Raw genomic sequence first — 16,663 nt, forward strand, 5'->3', positions numbered from 1 at the left:
ATTTCCGTGAGGGCTTATTTTTTGCCCTCTCTCCAGCGACTTCAAATCACCGAGACGGGCTCAAACTGAGCGACCAGCTTTTCCAGCGCGTCTTTGGGATTCATATTGAAGAGCGCCTTTCCTCCGGTCCCCCAGGCCCCCTGATGGAAGTGAAACAGGGCAGTCGCATCACGCACTGTCGAAACAGCCGCAACGTCTTCCATATCACCTCCTTCAATCGCTTCAAACCGGATGTTGACGCCCACGAATGCCGTCAACAGGCGAGTTGTTTTATCTCGACCGAACGTCACATCGTCGGACCATTCGCAGTCGACCCAACGTAAACCGCGGGGCTTTCCCACCGACTGAGCCAGGTCAAAGAACTTGGCTTCAAGCAATTCGCGACGCTGATGGAACAACTGAACCGCCTGACGTGCGTCGCGCCGCTGCCACTGTGCCGCCAGGGGGATCGCGGCGAATGCAAAGCCCACGAGACACAACAGCAGGAATGCCAGCGTCCAAACCCAGACCATACTTCACCTGCTCTTTCGTACCGCACCCTCATCCGAATGTGCGCCGCCAGCGACAGGACCTGACTCAGACGAACCTTGTTGGCCCAAAACGCTCATCATAACAAGATTCGTACGACGATTGTCTTTTCTGCTGTCGGAGATCCCTGAAACCGTCCATTGAGGGGGCGGAATCAGGCCTCAGGTCGTCAGGACAACTTCGTGATCGCGGCTGTACGGGATTCCGAAACTCCGCTCCGCCATTACCGCGACAAAGACTTCCGTTCGGGCAAACTCGACCGTCTCGCGGGAAGCCGCTGAACGGCCTCCCGTAATCACCCTTAGTCACTTATTAAACACGAGTTACAGCATTTTCTCCCGACAAAAACGCCCTGCCACTAAAAGAGCACTCGAAACTCGCCATTTGCATGTATAGACTGATTGTCAGGTTGCGGTCGCGGCCGGGCCTGTTTTATTGCTTCAGGGAACGACGTTTCCCATGTCCAACTGCTTGTTTGAGGAACACTGATCGTGTCGACTATCTCCGCCAGCCAGCCATTGTCAAACGCCACGCAAACGCTGACCGGGGCCGATGTCTTCGTCGAGTGCCTCATTCGACAGGGAACCGACGTCATTTTCGCCTATCCGGGCGGCTGCAGCATGCCTCTGCATCAGTCGCTGACGCATCGCAGCGCCGAGATTCGAACCATCCTGCCACGCCATGAACAAGGTGGTGCGTTCGCCGCACAAGGCGTGTCGCGAACCACGGATCGCGTGGGCGTCTGCATGGGGACCAGTGGTCCCGGGGCGACGAATCTGGTGACGGCAATCGCCGACGCCAAGATGGACAGCATTCCCATGGTGGCCATCTCGGCTCAGGTTCCGACCAACCTGATCGGGAGTGACGCTTTTCAGGAAACCCCGATGGTCGAAATCTGTCGGGCCATCACCAAGCATCACTATCTGCTGACCAGAACAGAAGACATCCCCCGGGTCATCAAGGAAGCATTCCACATTGCCCGCACGGGACGACCTGGTCCTGTGTTGATCGACGTCCCCAAGGACGTTCAGCTCAACAAGGTGACCTGGGACGTGGACTATGATCCCGAAATGAACTTGCCCGGCTACCATCCGGAAGTTCGACGGGCTCATCCCAACCAGATTCGCGCGATCCTGAAAATGATCCGGGAATCCAAGAAGCCGATCTTCTATGCCGGGGGCGGGATCATCCAGGCCAACGCGTCGGAAGAATTCACGAAGTTTGCTCGCAAGACCGGAATCCCTGTTGCCACGACCGTGATGGGGATCGGCTGTTTCCCCGGCGACGACCCCCAATCCCTGCATATGCTTGGTATGCACGGCACGGTGTACTCAAACTACGCAATCAACGAAGCAGACCTGCTGCTGGCGTTTGGTGTTCGCTTTGATGACCGCGTGACCGGGAAGCTCAGCGAGTTCGCTCAGCACGGCAAAGTGGTGCACGTCGATATCGATCCGTCAGAACTGCACAAGAACAAAGTCGCCGACATCGGCGTGGTCGCCAACATCAAGGAAGTGCTGCAGGGACTGAACGCGATGATCGCGGACGATGACGTCCCCAAGATCGACGAGTGGTGGGATAAGGTCAATGGCTGGAAGAAGCAGTACCCGCTTCGCGTGAAAGACAGCGGTGACTACATCATCCCTCAGTACGCAATCGAAGAATTGTGGCGTCAGACCAAGGATCGCGACACGTACATCACCGTGGGCGTGGGTCAGCACCAGATGTGGGCGGCACAGTTCTACAAATTTGATCGCCCTCGACGCTGGCTGAGCAGTTCAGGCTTGGGAACCATGGGCTTCGGTTTGCCAGCCGCCATGGGTGTTCAGGCCGCGCATCCGGACTCACTGGTGGTCGACATCGACGGCGATGGCTGCATGCTGATGAACGTGCAGGAACTGGCGACGCTGAAATGCGAAAACCTGCCCGTCAAGACGCTGTTGCTGAACAACCAGCACCTGGGGATGGTGATGCAGTGGGAAGACCGTTTCCTCGAAGGAAATCGTGCTCACACCTACCTGGGACCCGTTGATCATCCGGAAGCGGTCGGAGCAGGCGAGGGGGGACACTACGAAGAGACCTACCCGAACTTCGTCCAGATCGCGAAGGGATTCGGACTGGGTGCCGCACAGGTTCGCAGCAAGAAGGAATTCCCGGCGGCTCTCAAGGCCATGCTGGATTACGATGGCCCCTATGTGCTGGACGTCATCTGCCCCTACCAGGAGCACGTCCTGCCCATGATCCCCGGTGGCAAGACCGTCAAGGACATTATCCTCGAGTAATGTTCCGACACGTCGCAACCATTGCGATGACTGCCAGCTCACTTTTCCGCCCTTCTTGAGCATTCCCTCGCTCAAGAAGGGCGCATTTCTGCGGATCGTGAGCTTCCACTCTGCGACCTCTCTGACGAATGTCGCCCCCATTCATGCCGGAGCGGGACCAGAGGCCGAGCTGACGATTCCGGATTCCTTGTCTCTCCACCGCTAAGGATCGGGTCATGTCCTCCTCTCTGAATGAAACCTCCAATCTGGCCACCAGGATTGTCGACCGTCTCGAAGAAATCATCCTCCTGGCGGAACGCGAAACGAAGCCGCTGGAACTCGACCCGCTGCGGAAGGAGCTCTTCGAACTGTTCGTGACCGCGAACGGGGCCGGGTATACCGAAGACGACTCTGACCCGGATCTTTCGGCCGACGGTATCTGCCGCACACTCGGATCACGCTGGGGCCTGGCCGACGCTGCCCGGAGCGCCGTGGAATCTACGGGCCGCATTCCATCGACTCACTTGTCCAAGATGCGTCTGCTGTGGTCGCTGATGCGAATGTGGATGGAGTGGACCTACGCCTGGAGCCGCTGGGAAGAATTTCACCGCGAAGCCGAATGATTCCGCGAGATTTACATTGGACTTTTCTTCATCGGGTTGCAACTTTGGTGTGACTCCCGTATTCGATGCATATTAAAACGACTTTGTGTCAAAATTCCGCTCGCGTGATCGAGGCCTCGGGCACGATGCGAACGGGCGTGGCAGCGTTGAAGGTGTGTTCGAATCCGGTTTTTCAGTGAATACTGTTCAAGCAGCGATCCATGATGAAACCCCCCTCAGCTTTTCTACCGATCTGCCTGTTCATTCTGGTAGCACTGATCGGTTTGACCAGCTCGCGTCAGGCGCTCGCTCAGGGGCCCGAAGCTGCACCCGCCGTCTCCCCGGTCGGCACCGCTGTTCGAGACGCGAATGCCTACCCGCCTGTCCCCGGCGGGTTTTATCGCGGAAGCCATCCCTCGCGGCCGGAACTGCGCGGGTTCTATTTTCACAATGTGATGCTGGTCTATCTGCTGGGGCTGTTTGTACTTTGGGTCTGGACGGCGAACTGGATCGACACGGACGCTCACGACCTGAAAGTTCGTCCTCTCATTTGGAACTCTGTCGTCCTCTTGTCCGGGGTTTCGGGATTCGTCCTTGCGCTGTGTGCCCCCAGTGGGCTCCTCAGCTTCCTGGCGATGACCGCCGGTTACGGGATTCCGCTCGGTATTTACGCTTCTGAGCGAAACAAACGGGTTCCGGATTCAGCAAAAATCCTGACCCCACGGCATCTCAAGTCGGTCGCCTTGCGAACCCTGGCGCGACTGGGGGTCAAACTGAATGCGAAGGAAGCACGCAGCGTTGCGGGAGGACCGCCGATTCGCCTGATCGGAAAGTCAGGAAAAGGGGCTGGCGAAGTCGATCGATCGCGGCAGGTCGAAAGCTCATCGGGCTACATCGCGGCTCGAGAACTGATCTACGACGCCATCCTGCGTCGCACCACGGACATCCACCTGGAGCCCAAAGAAGGGGAAATGTCCGTCCGTCTGCGAATCGATGGCGTGATGTATCCCGCTGAACCATTCGATCGCAGCACGGGGGATGCCCTCGTCAACATCTTCAAGGTTCTGTCCGCAATGGACATCACCGAACGGCGCAAGCCGCAGGACGGGAGCTTCCGTGCCGAGATGGAAGGACGGACCATCGACTTCCGCGTCGCTACCCAGGGTCTGCAGGGTGGCGAAAAGATGGTGATCCGTATTCTCGATAAGGGAGCCACTGCGAAGACGCTGGTCGACCTGGGAATGCGGAAGCAGCTTGTCGAACAGATGCAAAGCATCGTCAGCCAGCCGCACGGCATGTTCCTGACGTGTGGTCCCACCGGTGCAGGTAAGTCGACGACCCTTTACGCCGCCCTGCAGGAAATCAACGCGTATGAGAACAACATCATCACGGTTGAGGACCCCGTCGAATACCGAATGCCGAATGTCACGCAGATTGAAATCAATTCCAAGGCGGGCCAGACATTCGCCACCGCACTGAGAAGCATTCTGCGGCAGGACCCTGACGTGGTCATGATCGGGGAAATTCGTGACGGCGAAACGGCCAAGATCTCGTGCCAGGCCGCAAACACCGGTCACATGGTTTTCTCGACCATTCACGCCAACGACACCATTGCCGCACTTTTCCGATTGATCGATCTTGAAGTCGAGCCGTTCCTGCTGGCCAGTTCGATCTCGGCAATTCTTGGTCAGCGACTGGTGCGGAAACTGTGCCAGGACTGCAAGGAAGCCTACAAGCCGTCCGCCGACCTGCTTCAGAAGATCGGACTTCCCGCGGACAAGGTCGATAAGTTTTTCCGGCCACCCACCCGCTCTCAAGTGACCTGTCCTTCCTGCAATGGGCTCGGTTACGTCGGTCGTGTCGGTGTCTTTGAACTGCTGGTAATTAATGACCGGTTGCGGGATTTGATCCGCGAGTCCCCTAACATGTCTGCCATCAAGGCCGAAGCCCGTAAAAACGGCATGCTGTATATGAAAGAAGAAGGTCTGCGACTGGTCGTGAAAGGAACCACATCCATCGAAGAGCTTCAGCGAGTGGTCAAGTAAACCGCTCGCGTGCAATTCCTGCGACATCGAAGAGTTACAACCGGACAACTCAGCGACATTGTTCAACGTCAACAGGTCTGAAACATCATGTCTTTGATTGAAATTGCACTGCTGGTTGTCGTTGGGGTCGTCACCTGGCTCGTGTCGAGCGAAGGGATCTGGGGCGCGGCACAGACCTTTTTGTGTACCTTGCTGGCAGGCCTTGTGGCGATGAATTTTTTCGAACCGCTGGCGAATGCCATCCGCGGCATCGTCGGTGACGACTACGCCGATGTGGTCGCACTGCTCGGACTGTTCACGGCGCTCGTCTTCGCGCTGCGAATGGGAACGGAGCATTTGGCACCCAGCTATATCCAGGTCATCCCGATCCTCGACACCGTGGGAAAGTGGGGTTTCGGAGCGATCACCGGATACCTCACCGTGGCCATCTTCCTGACCGCCCTGCACACCGCCCCTCTTCCACGTGAGTTTCTGGGTTTCAAACCAGAGCGGGATAACTTCTTCGGCAATGCTCCTGACCGGCAGTGGCTGGGGTTCGTGCAGTACGTTTCTGAAAAGCCGCTTGCTCGAGCCATTTTCAAAGACAAGATCGGCAACCAGGACATTGTCGTCGTTCACGCGTTTGACGGCCGATACGAAAAGATCGGTGACCCGGCCCGGCCCTATCCGAACCGCATCTGGTCCTCATTTCCCATCCGCTATGCTCAGCGTCGTGAGCGCATCGGCAACCATTTAGCCGGTTCGACTCCCGCTCCCCCCGTTCAGCAGATCACTCCACCCACGGGCCCCGGCGGGGTCAGCAATCCCGGCTTCTAGCAGGATGTCTGCTTTCCAGTCGTCGTCGTCCGAGAGTTTCGTCCGCCGAACAACAGGCCCCGGTGAGTCCGATCAAGGCCCCCGAGGTTGACCACTTTCGCTTCCATCGCGGGCCTATTCGGTACCGTGGTCGGGAGGCGAAACTTCGCGAGGACGAACGCTCCGCGACACCGCTCCTGCAACGAAGAGTGAGATGGCCGGGGTCAGCGGAGCACGCATTCGTGCATTCGTCCAGTAGACCAGATGCGCCAACTGCACGGTCACGATCATCGCGTAGAGCGGCAGCCACGCCGTCGAGCCTCGCCTGGCCCCGATCAGGATCGCTCCGCAGAATCCAAGAATCAGAATTGCCCCGTAGTACCAGCCGATCGCCAAGACCAGATTTCCTGAAACCTGCTCAGCGGCTTCTCCTTGGGGAACGGTATTCCACAGGCTGCGGACGCGATGCAGTGTTGCTTTGGCGAATAATTGTGGTTCCGCCGCAATCGTCTTTCGCCCCTGCTGTGAATACCACTTGTCTCGTACGACTTCAGACGCCTCGGCTCCCAGTTGTTGCTGAATCTGCGATTCGATATCCGCCTGCCATTCGGTCAGGCTCTGGTTCTGCCAGACAGTTCCCCAAGGCTGCTGAACGACTTCGTGATAAAACACGGGATTGTTGCTGAGGAACAGTGTGTATCCCCCATGGGTGGTCGTCAGAATCGGGACCCCCAGGACCCACCAGTTCCGAACCAGCCAGGGACCAACGACCAGCGCCGTTCCCGTCGCACAGCAAATCCACTGCGACGCCAGACTGGTCCAGGGGGAACCAGGATTGTCCGACCGCTGCCGTCGATGGACGAGATAACTGCCCCCGTACCAGAAGAGGACGATGGGCCAGAATGTCGGACGGCACAGGACGAGCAACCCAAAACTCAGGCCGCTGAAGAGCCAACGGCAGCAGGCTCGGTCCTTCGGGGATGTGAGAGCCAAAGAAGCAGACCACATCCACAAGACCGCCAGCAGGGTGCAGACGGATTCTGTCATCGGCTGACTGACATAACGCAGCAGCATCGGGTCAATGGCCACCAACCCAGCGGCGAGGAAGCGACTGCGACCAAGTTTCAGCAGATTTCCCAGTCGCTCGGTCAACCAGACCCCGAGCACTCCCGCGACCAGATTGATTCCGGCAACTACGATCGGTGCGGGGAATGCCATCAGTCCCGCAGCGAGCATCAGCGGGTAGAGCGGTGGCCGGTAGGCTGTCGGTTGAGTGCTACCGGGACTGCTGAATCCGCGTCCTTGTGCGACGCCGGTTGCGATCCCCAGGTAGGCATCGCGGTCTTGTGTCAGTTCATCCGGATGCATCAAAATCACGGCGAGACGCAGTCCCGCCGCCAGCATCAGAAGCAGGATGAGCCCCAACCTTTCGGGGCGGGAACGCTGTTTAGACGCATCCATGGACAATTACTTTTCTTATCGGAAAACCGGATGCGACCGACGAGCCTTCAGGGATTCTCCTTCACCACCACCTTGATCTGCTCAGGCTCCTTCAACTTGATCTGAGGCTTTCCCATCTCCAGCACGACGGTGCCCGTCACTTCGACGACTTTCCCCTTAAAGTGCTCTTCCGGCTTTTCGATGCCCGCTTTCTTGAATTTTTCGAGGTCATCTTTGGAGATAAAAATGGTGAAGTTTGCCGGGTTCTTAAAGTCCTCTTCCGAGTTGAGATAGCGGTTACCACGCCCTCCTGTCGACTTCACTTCCATCCGCAGAACGACTTTCTCGTTGATCTTTTTTGCTGCCTCAGCCGGTGTGAGCGGTTCCGCCTGGGCGACGGAGACCAGCAACAGGGGAACCAGACAACGAATCAAAAATGACCCACAAGCATGCATTACGAACTCTCCAGTGACTGATCCGTCCACATCAACCGTCGGGAAGCAACGACCCGCTACAGCCTACCGATTTTCGGTCGCAAGAACGAACCGATCAGCGGCACCCAAGGAGTTTTCTTCCCGGCTTATGACGGAATGAGCTCATGGAACGTCTTGATTGAACTGTCTTCATCGAACCGTGTTCATTGGACCGAGTTCATTGGACGGTATAGGGCCCGTCATCCGCGGCGAAGGGAGCCGACTCCCCCTGAAGCAGGCACCAAGCATTCTCGGCCGCGCGCTGCTCGGCTTCTTTCTTGTTGGGTCCCCAGGCGGGAGGGAAGATGTCCGTTCCCACGATGGCCGCAATCTTGAAACACTTCAGATGATCAGGACCGCATTCATCAAGGAGCTGATACATCGGAGTTCCGCGCTGATTCTTCTGAACCAGTTGCTGCAGCAGGCTCTTGTAATTGCGCCCGTAGGACGATTCGATCGTGCGATCGATTTCAGGCTCAAGCAGTCGGATCAGGAACGGTTTGACGACATCCATCCCGCCGTCGAGATACAATCCGGCCACGATCGATTCGAAAACCGCTGCCTGCACGGAAACAGGGATGTTCTCGAACTCCGACAGCCCTTTCCCCAAGCGCAGAAACTCACCCAGCCGCAGCTCACCACTCAATTTGGCACAGATCGTTCGGCTAACGACCACCGATTTAATGCGGGTCAGTTCGCCTTCCGTCTTCTCCGGGAACCGACGGAACAAGAGCTCACAGACAACGGTCCCCAGAATCGCGTCGCCGAGAAACTCCAGTCGCTCGTTGGAATCGAGCCGGGTGCGGGCAATCGACGAGTGTGTGAGACATCTCAGCAACAAAGAGCGATCCCGAAATTCGTAGTCGAGGGCTCTTTCACAAGCGCTAAGCGTATCTTCCAAATCAGAAGTTATAGAAGTAATAGACATGAATGTTCCCCGCCGCGGATGGTTCGGACGATACCGTCCAGCGCGGGATCTGAGGTGGGACGGAAGAAAATCCGTACTACCCCTGATCTCAAGCTCCTTGTCTTCTATATTTCGTGCCGGGATGGCTGTCAATCGGAAGCTCGATTTTCGAACAACCGTCCTCGATCAGATCTCGCAGTCACTGACCATCAGAACACCCCCTGAGGGTTGGGAATCGACGGCAGGGGGACAACATTTTCCAGCCGGAAAAGGCAACCGGCAGCCTTTCCCTTGCGGGGAAGACTGCCGGTGCTCGTTTACTGCGGAAGCTCGTCCTCAGCCTGGCCCGAGAGCCAGATGAGGTCAGACGAGTTCCATAATCGGATCGCGATGGTCCACGAGGAACTGAGGACGCCCGGTCGGGTCTTTCAGAGTCGTCGTCATGGGATCGATCCCCAGATTACGATAGACCGTCCCGATGACTTCCTGGACATCCACGGGCCGATCCTTGGCGTACTCACCAAGACGGTTCGTCGATCCGATGACCTGTCCGGTTCGCATACCACCGCCGGCCAGCAACGCGCTGTTCACCTGTGGCCAGTGATCGCGACCTGCCTGCGGATTGATGCGTGGTGTTCGACCGAACTCGCCCCACACAAGCACGGTGACATTTTCGAGCATGCCCCGTTCGTGCAGGTCCTGAACCAAAGCACTGACACACTGATCAAGCTTTGATCCATGATCGCGAACCATGTCAAAGTTCGCCGAGTGAGCGTCCCAGCGTCCAAACGAAAGTGTCACGCAACGGACCCCGGCTTCCACCAGTCTGCGGGCGATCAGCAGGTGTTCGTTACACGTCGGCGATCCGTCGTACTGGTACTTGTAAGGCTTGCCGTCGCCATAGCGTGCACGGATCTTTGGATCTTCCTTACTCAAATCGAGCGCGTCGACCAGTTTGCTCGACGTCAACACGCCGAAGGCTGCTTCGGAGAAGGCGTCCATCCCGCGCAGCATGCCCGATGCATCAACTTCACGTTTCAGCAGATCAAGACCGTTCAGCAGCGACTTGCGGTCCTGCAATCGGTCAAGAGACATGCCGTTCAGACGCATATCAGAGGTCCCTTCACCCTGTGGTTTGAAGGCCTGATAAGCAGCGCCGAGATATCCTGCTGATCCAGGATCAGACCAGGGCCCGTGTGCTGTCTTTTCAGCCAGCGCCACCGAGGGGGGAACACCGGGGTCGGTGGGACCAAACAGCTTTCCAACAACCGCACCAATGTTCGGCCGGCCACCGACCGAAGCAATGCTGTTACGCTGCCAACCGGTGTTGCATTGGAAGGCATCGTGCGCGCCGTCGTTTCCGACGACCGAGCGGATGATCGCGAACTTGTCCATCATCGATGCGATGTTGGGGAAGAGCTCACAAATCTCGATTCCCGGAACATTCGTCCGAATCGGGTCGAATTCACCTCGAATCTCGCGAGGTGCATCGACTTTCACATCCCACATGTCCTGATGCGGCGCGCCGCCACCCAGGAAAATGTTGATGACGGCTTTATGAGGGGAATGCGTTCCTTTGGACTGCTCAGCGCGCAGCACATCTGCCAAAGAGAGCGAGGCGGCCGAACCGAACGCAAAACCGCCAATCTTCAGAAAGCTACGACGAGTCACCCCATCACAGTACTTAGCTGTTTTACCGAAAAGTGTGAGCATAACGCCGTTCCTTTCGCGAATTCACTGTTGCCTAGGTGGGATTCTCCGCTCGGCCAGCAATCAGCCGGGCGGGGGGGAGGGCGGGTCGCTTTGATTTCAAAGGTGACTTATCGATAACCCTAACAAACTCAAATTGAACCAGTCAAGCTCCGAATTCCAAATCGCCTTCGTTCTGCCGTTTCCCCCATTCTACCTGCGGGGGCAATCCCCTTCCGTGAGGACGATTAACGACATAGTTCGTTGACTCAAAATGACTTGCTACCGATTACGGGGTATTTCCGGCGTCAACAGGATTTCTGCTGCCGCAACCCGGCGACCACGGTTTATACATCGGGAATTCTGGATCAGGACCTTCGCACCGTCCGCCCCCGGGATGGAGACACGGAACAGAAGAGGCTCAGCAACCGACAAAGCTGCCGTAAGCCTCACAAACCAACATCACAATCTCCCGCGAGAGAACCATTGAGTACCCACAGTCAAACCCATGTATTTAAACGCACAATCGCCGCGTCCAGATCACGATGATTCGGGTGAGTCCGACATTTCCCCAAGTGCGATGTCAAACCCGCGTTTCTGATCCTCGCTCGATTGGCTTGGGACTGGTCGTTCCGTGGACTGGCCGAGGGTCGGGAGGGGCCGCCATTGTGGCACATCAGAGCTCGACCTCATTTTTGAGGCAGAGACGACGGGACTGCCTGAGAGGCAACCAGCGGTGACTCGGAGGGTGATGTCCGGGCCGAGATCGCCCTGCCCAGGCAATCAGGGCACAAGCAACTCGTTGCCGGATTCAGGGGCATCACTGCGGGAAGCTGCATACACCAGCAGGCGCGACAGCCCTGTGTCAGCTCGCAGACAAACTTCGCGCGACAACCCGGACACTCGCTCACGCCAGGCGACTCCGGTACCAACCCCTCCTGACTTGATGGAATGCCTGTCACGAGGAAATCTCCTGCGCGGAATTCGTTCCTGATCTCGTCAGCAGGTACAGCAGCAGGGCGGCTGTCGGAACCAGCAGGCAGATCAGAGCCGGCTGGTACCTCAGCAATTGATCTTCCCCACGAAAGAAGTACCCCCACAGATGATTTGTCGGCACGTTGCTGCCCCATCGATCATGCAGGACACCCAGCGAATTGTAGACAAAGTGAAAGACCACTCCAGGATACAAGCTGCCTGTCCTGACGCAGGTCAGCCCGAGAACAAGCCCCAGCAGAAACGCGTTGAAGACCTGCTGAGGAATCATGTGAATCAAACCGAAAGCAAAGCTGGAGAGGAAGATTCCCAGCCCCGCACGCTGGCTGCGGCGAAAGCCCGACAGCAGATAACCCCGAAAGGCAATTTCTTCGCACAGCGCCGGGGTGACCGCCATAGCCAGCAGGGTCAGACCGGGGTTCATCGCCTTCAACTGCTTCATCAACTCCACGACTCCCGGCGGAGGCGGGGGGAAGAACCATTGAGTCAGGGCCATCAGCTCTAATGTAAGGGGATGTAACGAAACGGCGAGAACAGCGGCCAGCACGAGCCGCGTCATCCCGGGCCATCGCAACGAGAACGTCTGTCGCAGACTGGTGGTCAGCAGTCCCCCCATCACCAACGGTGGCCCGGCAATCAGAAAGACCTGCTGGAGCATCAGAATTCGAATCTGAAACATCCCCTGATATTCGATCGTGGTACCGAGGAGGGTGGACTGGATGGCTTTCCACGAAGCAAACTGAACCAGCAGCATCAGCACGAAACAGATGACCGCCTGCGAGAACGTCGGGACGGGCTGTCTGTCACGCAGCACCTGTCTGAACCAGCGATCCAGGCTGAACTGCTCGGCCTCACCGAACAGAATCTCTTCGCTGCGAAACTGTTCGATGGCCCACCATAAGGCCAGTAGACTGTAACCCGCCGAGGTCACCAGCACGGGAACCGCATACAGATAGGTCTGGTAGTCGGGACCGTTCGCCTGCATCAGACCTTTCAACAGAAGCCCGGGACCAATCACGGGCATCACGCTGAAGAACGGCTGCATTTCCGTCCCGGGAGAGATGCAGAACGTCGTTAATCCGAGCGTCACCATCAGCAAGGGGGACAGGTAATACTGCCCCTCCTTACTGCTGCGAGCGAACGTTGCCAGGGACAGACACAACGCACTGAAGAGTGTGGCCAGTGGAATGAGAACCACGACGGACCACGCGAGCGAACTGACAGGAGGAAATGTCAGCCCCCCCAGCCGAGAGGAAGCCCCTCCGACAGCCAGTGACGCCATGTAGGCCGCCGTCATCCCGATACTCGCCAGGTTCAACACCGCAGTCGTCATGCTGAACAGCAGGACGGACAGGAACTTCCCCATCACAATTTCTGTACGCCGGGCGGGCGAGATCAGCAGGGTTTCCATCGTCCCCCGTTCTTTCTCTCCCGCGCACATGTCGACGGCCGGATGAAAGGCCCCCGTCAGCGTCATCATCACCAGCAGCGCCGGAAAAATTTTGGCCCAGATACTGGCCGAAACCAGATTCCGGTCAGCGATATCCAGCTCACTCAGACGAAGGGGTGTGGTGAGCGCCGGGGGAAGCTGACTCTCTTCAAGCTGCTGTTTCAGGATCGCTTGCTCCCAGGCCTGCATGACGTCCAGAACCCGCCGCGATGCGATCTGTGACTTGTCACTGGCACTATCCAGAACCAGATAGCACTTCGACTCGGCCGGCTCGTCCATCGCGGCGGTTCGCTCGATCAATCGCTGCCTGCGCTGTTCCAGCGCCTGGCGGAAATCAGGTGGAATCAGAACCAGCACATCGATTCCACTGCGAGTAAACTCAGATCGAATTTGCGATTGCAGTTCGCGGAGTCGATCGGCGTCGGACGTTCGCGCGTCAGCACCGGAGGACTCATCACGATCGACAAGTACTCGTTCAATGCCCTGCCGTTCCCGAATCAGGTCTCGCAGATGCCGGGCCTCGGCCAGACTGATTTCGTTCTCATCGCGCGCCGAGGGCGGAACCTCTTCGGAGGGCTTCGATGCCAGCGCAGGCTCTGTGATGACGTGCAAAGTATTTTGCTCGGACGGCTGTCGAAACCACCTTACCGAAAACCGGTCCTGATCGATGAGTGATTCGGGCGGAAGTTGGTCCGCCCCCAGCACGACGACACGTCGGGGTTGCTCAGAGAACAACGTGGTCATTTGCGCCGTGCCGATCCCCAGCAGGGGGTAGAGCAACAGCGGAAGAACGGCGACCATGAACAACGTTCGCCGATCTCGAAGCTGATCGAGTACCTCACGATGGAAGATCAGAAAAACGTTTCGCCAGTTCATGAAGCACAGAATTCCCAATGGCGGGGGTCAGACGAGAAGAGCATCAGATCGTACGTGTGGCAATTCCAAAAACCGAAGACATCCCGGTCAAAGCAAGACGACGTACCAACATTGGTCTTGCCGGAACCCGTCGAGGTGTGATAATTCCAATGCGTTCACCCAATTGAAGTCCGTCACCAACTTCCGGTCGCCTTAAAGGGGCGAGGATTGGTGAGCAAAGTCTCGAACGGTTGGTAGCGGCGGTGGGAATTGGATGACTCGCGAAGTCAGGGTTCTCAGATCGAGCGCCTCGATGCACACGGTGCCGTGGCGGCATGAATTTGCTGTTCTTTACCACTTTCTGAATTGCAAGGACAGGGCCGGTCATCTGGCAGCTCGAATGACGGACGCGAACAAGACGTCCCGAGCAGTGCAACAGATCACATGCCTGTCGCGAGCGTGAACCTCATCCGAGCGACTTCGCACGGCCCGATTCATGCTCGAATTTTGACACAAGGATTCGGTGAATATGGGCACTGGGCAAAGTTTGCTACAGCAATTTTCTTCACGCCAAAACGCAGACGCCTACCGGCAGGAACATTGGCAGGGAACGTTCGACGAGTACCTCGATATCGTCCGCAGGCAGCCCGAAGTCACACGGACTGCGCACCAGCGGATGTATGACATGATCATGACGTACGGAACTTACCCCGTCGACGAAGGTCGGCGCGAGGGGTTAGTTCGTTACCGGTTCTTCGACGATCCGGACACCGGTGGCGAAGATGCCATCTTTGGTCTGACTGAGCCGTTAACTCAACTTGTGCACGTCTTCCGTTCTGCGGCACTCAAGTACGGCAGCGAGCGGCGTGTGCTGCTGCTGCACGGACCCGTGGGGAGTTCGAAAAGCACCATCGCCCGCCTCTTGAAGAAGGGGCTGCAACGGTACAGTCGTAAGCCGGAAGGAGCCCTCTACACCTTTGGCTGGAAAGAAGACGATGGCTCGATTACCTGGGATCCCATGAACAGCGAGCCGCTGCAACTGATCCCGCAAGCCTTCCGAAATGAAGTTTGCTCGTCGCTGAACGAAGGGCGCGATCCAAACAATCAGTACACCGTCGAAATTCACGGGGACGTCTGCCCACTCAGCAGGTTCATCTTCAAGCAGCGGCTTGAGAAGTGCGACGGCGACTGGACCAAGGTCCTTCAGGGGATCGTCGTCAAACGGTTCTTCCTGTCGGAACAGGACCGGATTGGCATCGGTACATTCCAGCCCAAGGACGAAAAGAACCAGGACAGCACCGAGCTGACGGGGGATATCAACTATCGCAAAATCGCGGAATTCGGCTCGGAATCCGATCCCCGCGCATTTAACTTCGACGGCGAATTCAACGTCGCAAATCGGGGAATGATTGAGTTCATCGAAGTCCTGAAGCTCGACGTGGCGTTCCTCTACGACCTGCTGGGTGCATCGCAAGAGCACAAAATCAAGCCGAAGAAGTTTGCACAAACCGATATCGATACCGTGATCCTCGGTCACACGAACGAACCCGAGTTCCGCAAACTTCAGTCGAATGAATTCATGGAGGCACTCCGCGACCGTACCGTGAAAATTGATATCCCGTACGTGACCAAGCTGGGTCATGAACTGCGGATCTACGAGAAGGATTACAACGAACGCCGGGTCCGCGGGAAACACATTGCTCCGCACACGCTGGAAGTTGCCGCCACCTGGGCGGTACTCACCCGGCTCGAGGAACCCAAGCACCACGGACTCACGGTGCTGCAGAAGTTGAAACTTTACAACGGGAAAACGCTTCCCGGATTCACGACAGAAAACATCGAGCAACTGAGAAAGGAAGCCAAGCACGAAGGGTTGCAGGGGATCTCACCCCGATACGTTCAAGACAAAATCTCCAACGCGCTCGTGAACAATACGGAATCGACCTGCATCAACCCGTTCATGGTTCTCAACGAACTCGAAAATGGCCTGCAGCATCACTCGCTGATCCCCAACGAAGAGACGCGAGAAAGCTACCGACGGCTGATCTCGGTGGTCAAAGACGAATACACCGACGTCGTCAAGAACGAAGTTCAGCGGGCCATTGCCGCCGACGAAGAAGCGTTGATGCGGCTCTGCTCTAACTACATCGACAACGTGAAGGCTTATACCCAGAGGGAAAAAGTCCGCAACAAGTTCACGGGTCAGGATGAGCAACCGGACGAACGCCTGATGCGGTCGATCGAAGAACGAATCGATATTCCTGAAACGCGTAAGGATGATTTCCGTCGTGAAATCATGAACTACATCGGAGCGCTTTCGCTGGACGGGAAGAAATTCGACTACAAAACGAACGAGCGATTGCATAAGGCGCTCGAAATGAAGTTGTTCGAAGACCAGAAAGACACGATCAAGCTCACGAGCCTGGTCTCGAACGTCGTCGACAAGGATACGCAGGAAAAGATCGATGTGGTGAAGGGACGACTGATCAAGAACTTTGGCTACAACGATGAATCGGCCACGGATGTCCTGCAGTACGTCGCCAGTATCTTCGCCCGAGGAGATGCAAAACGAGATTGATGACCGTTGCAGTGGCGGGGCTTTTCTACCCGCCACTGCGACATCTT

The 16,663-nt window shown here is 57.1% G+C and carries 11 protein-coding genes; 5 read left to right on the forward strand and 6 right to left on the reverse strand.

The features are described 5' to 3' along the window. Positions 1 to 41 precede the first annotated feature (41 nt). Positions 42 to 512: a hypothetical protein gene (locus tag ACGY09_RS13425; RefSeq protein WP_373649742.1), complete on the reverse strand. Its 471-nt coding sequence runs from the start codon at positions 510 to 512 to the stop codon at positions 42 to 44. Positions 513 to 1,019: 507 nt separating this feature from the next. Here ACGY09_RS13425 and ilvB point away from each other — a divergent pair. From ilvB to ACGY09_RS13445, 4 genes are all read left to right on the forward strand, one after another. Further along, positions 1,020 to 2,810, forward strand: a complete 1,791-nt coding sequence (ilvB, locus tag ACGY09_RS13430) for a biosynthetic-type acetolactate synthase large subunit (RefSeq protein WP_373649741.1) — start codon at positions 1,020 to 1,022, stop codon at positions 2,808 to 2,810. 215 nt (positions 2,811 to 3,025) lie between these two features. Next, positions 3,026 to 3,412: a hypothetical protein gene (locus ACGY09_RS13435; RefSeq protein WP_397568120.1), complete on the forward strand. Its 387-nt coding sequence runs from the start codon at positions 3,026 to 3,028 to the stop codon at positions 3,410 to 3,412. A 200-nt stretch (positions 3,413 to 3,612) separates the two neighbouring features. Next, positions 3,613 to 5,436, forward strand: a complete 1,824-nt coding sequence (locus tag ACGY09_RS13440) for a GspE/PulE family protein (RefSeq protein WP_397568121.1) — start codon at positions 3,613 to 3,615, stop codon at positions 5,434 to 5,436. 87 nt (positions 5,437 to 5,523) lie between these two features. Then, positions 5,524 to 6,252: a CvpA family protein gene (locus ACGY09_RS13445; RefSeq protein ID WP_373649738.1), complete on the forward strand. Its 729-nt coding sequence runs from the start codon at positions 5,524 to 5,526 to the stop codon at positions 6,250 to 6,252. A 114-nt stretch (positions 6,253 to 6,366) separates the two neighbouring features. Here the strand turns inward: ACGY09_RS13445 and ACGY09_RS13450 are convergent, their stop codons facing one another. From ACGY09_RS13450 to ACGY09_RS13470, 5 genes are all read right to left on the reverse strand, one after another. Next, positions 6,367 to 7,692, reverse strand: coding sequence for an ArnT family glycosyltransferase (locus ACGY09_RS13450; protein WP_397568122.1), 1,326 nt, complete (start codon positions 7,690 to 7,692; stop codon positions 6,367 to 6,369). A gap of 47 nt (positions 7,693 to 7,739) precedes the next feature. Further along, positions 7,740 to 8,126 (reverse strand): hypothetical protein, encoded by a 387-nt coding sequence (locus tag ACGY09_RS13455; protein ID WP_397568123.1) that lies wholly within the window; start codon positions 8,124 to 8,126, stop codon positions 7,740 to 7,742. Positions 8,127 to 8,322: 196 nt separating this feature from the next. Continuing rightward, positions 8,323 to 9,072: a ribonuclease III gene (gene rnc, locus ACGY09_RS13460; protein WP_375314948.1), complete on the reverse strand. Its 750-nt coding sequence runs from the start codon at positions 9,070 to 9,072 to the stop codon at positions 8,323 to 8,325. A 342-nt stretch (positions 9,073 to 9,414) separates the two neighbouring features. Further along, positions 9,415 to 10,764: a DUF1501 domain-containing protein gene (locus ACGY09_RS13465; protein WP_373649734.1), complete on the reverse strand. Its 1,350-nt coding sequence runs from the start codon at positions 10,762 to 10,764 to the stop codon at positions 9,415 to 9,417. Between the two features lie 934 nt (positions 10,765 to 11,698). Next, entirely contained in the window at positions 11,699 to 14,059 is a 2,361-nt protein-coding gene (locus ACGY09_RS13470) for an ABC transporter permease subunit/CPBP intramembrane protease (protein WP_397568124.1), read from the reverse strand. 508 nt (positions 14,060 to 14,567) lie between these two features. On the opposite strand from ACGY09_RS13470, the gene ACGY09_RS13475 reads away from it, so the two are divergent. Continuing rightward, positions 14,568 to 16,616: a PrkA family serine protein kinase gene (locus tag ACGY09_RS13475; RefSeq protein WP_373649732.1), complete on the forward strand. Its 2,049-nt coding sequence runs from the start codon at positions 14,568 to 14,570 to the stop codon at positions 16,614 to 16,616. Positions 16,617 to 16,663: the final 47 nt, after the last annotated feature.

The sequence above is a fragment of the Schlesneria sphaerica genome (assembly GCF_044336245.1).
Lineage (GTDB): Bacteria > Planctomycetota > Planctomycetia > Planctomycetales > Planctomycetaceae > Schlesneria > Schlesneria sphaerica.

Excerpts from the sequence above, each read along its gene's own strand:
- ACGY09_RS13470 (WP_397568124.1), bottom strand. The coding sequence starts at position 14,059 with ATGAACTGGCGAAACGTTTTTCTGATCTTCCATCGTGAGGTACTCGAT.
- ACGY09_RS13465 (WP_373649734.1), bottom strand. The coding sequence starts at position 10,764 with ATGCTCACACTTTTCGGTAAAACAGCTAAGTACTGTGATGGGGTGACT.
- ACGY09_RS13425 (WP_373649742.1), bottom strand. The coding sequence starts at position 512 with ATGGTCTGGGTTTGGACGCTGGCATTCCTGCTGTTGTGTCTCGTGGGC.
- ACGY09_RS13450 (WP_397568122.1), bottom strand. The coding sequence starts at position 7,692 with ATGGATGCGTCTAAACAGCGTTCCCGCCCCGAAAGGTTGGGGCTCATC.
- ACGY09_RS13435 (WP_397568120.1), top strand. The coding sequence starts at position 3,026 with ATGTCCTCCTCTCTGAATGAAACCTCCAATCTGGCCACCAGGATTGTC.
- ACGY09_RS13455 (WP_397568123.1), bottom strand. The coding sequence starts at position 8,126 with ATGCATGCTTGTGGGTCATTTTTGATTCGTTGTCTGGTTCCCCTGTTG.
- ACGY09_RS13475 (WP_373649732.1), top strand. The coding sequence starts at position 14,568 with ATGGGCACTGGGCAAAGTTTGCTACAGCAATTTTCTTCACGCCAAAAC.
- ACGY09_RS13445 (WP_373649738.1), top strand. The coding sequence starts at position 5,524 with ATGTCTTTGATTGAAATTGCACTGCTGGTTGTCGTTGGGGTCGTCACC.
- ACGY09_RS13440 (WP_397568121.1), top strand. The coding sequence starts at position 3,613 with ATGATGAAACCCCCCTCAGCTTTTCTACCGATCTGCCTGTTCATTCTG.
- rnc (WP_375314948.1), bottom strand. The coding sequence starts at position 9,072 with ATGTCTATTACTTCTATAACTTCTGATTTGGAAGATACGCTTAGCGCT.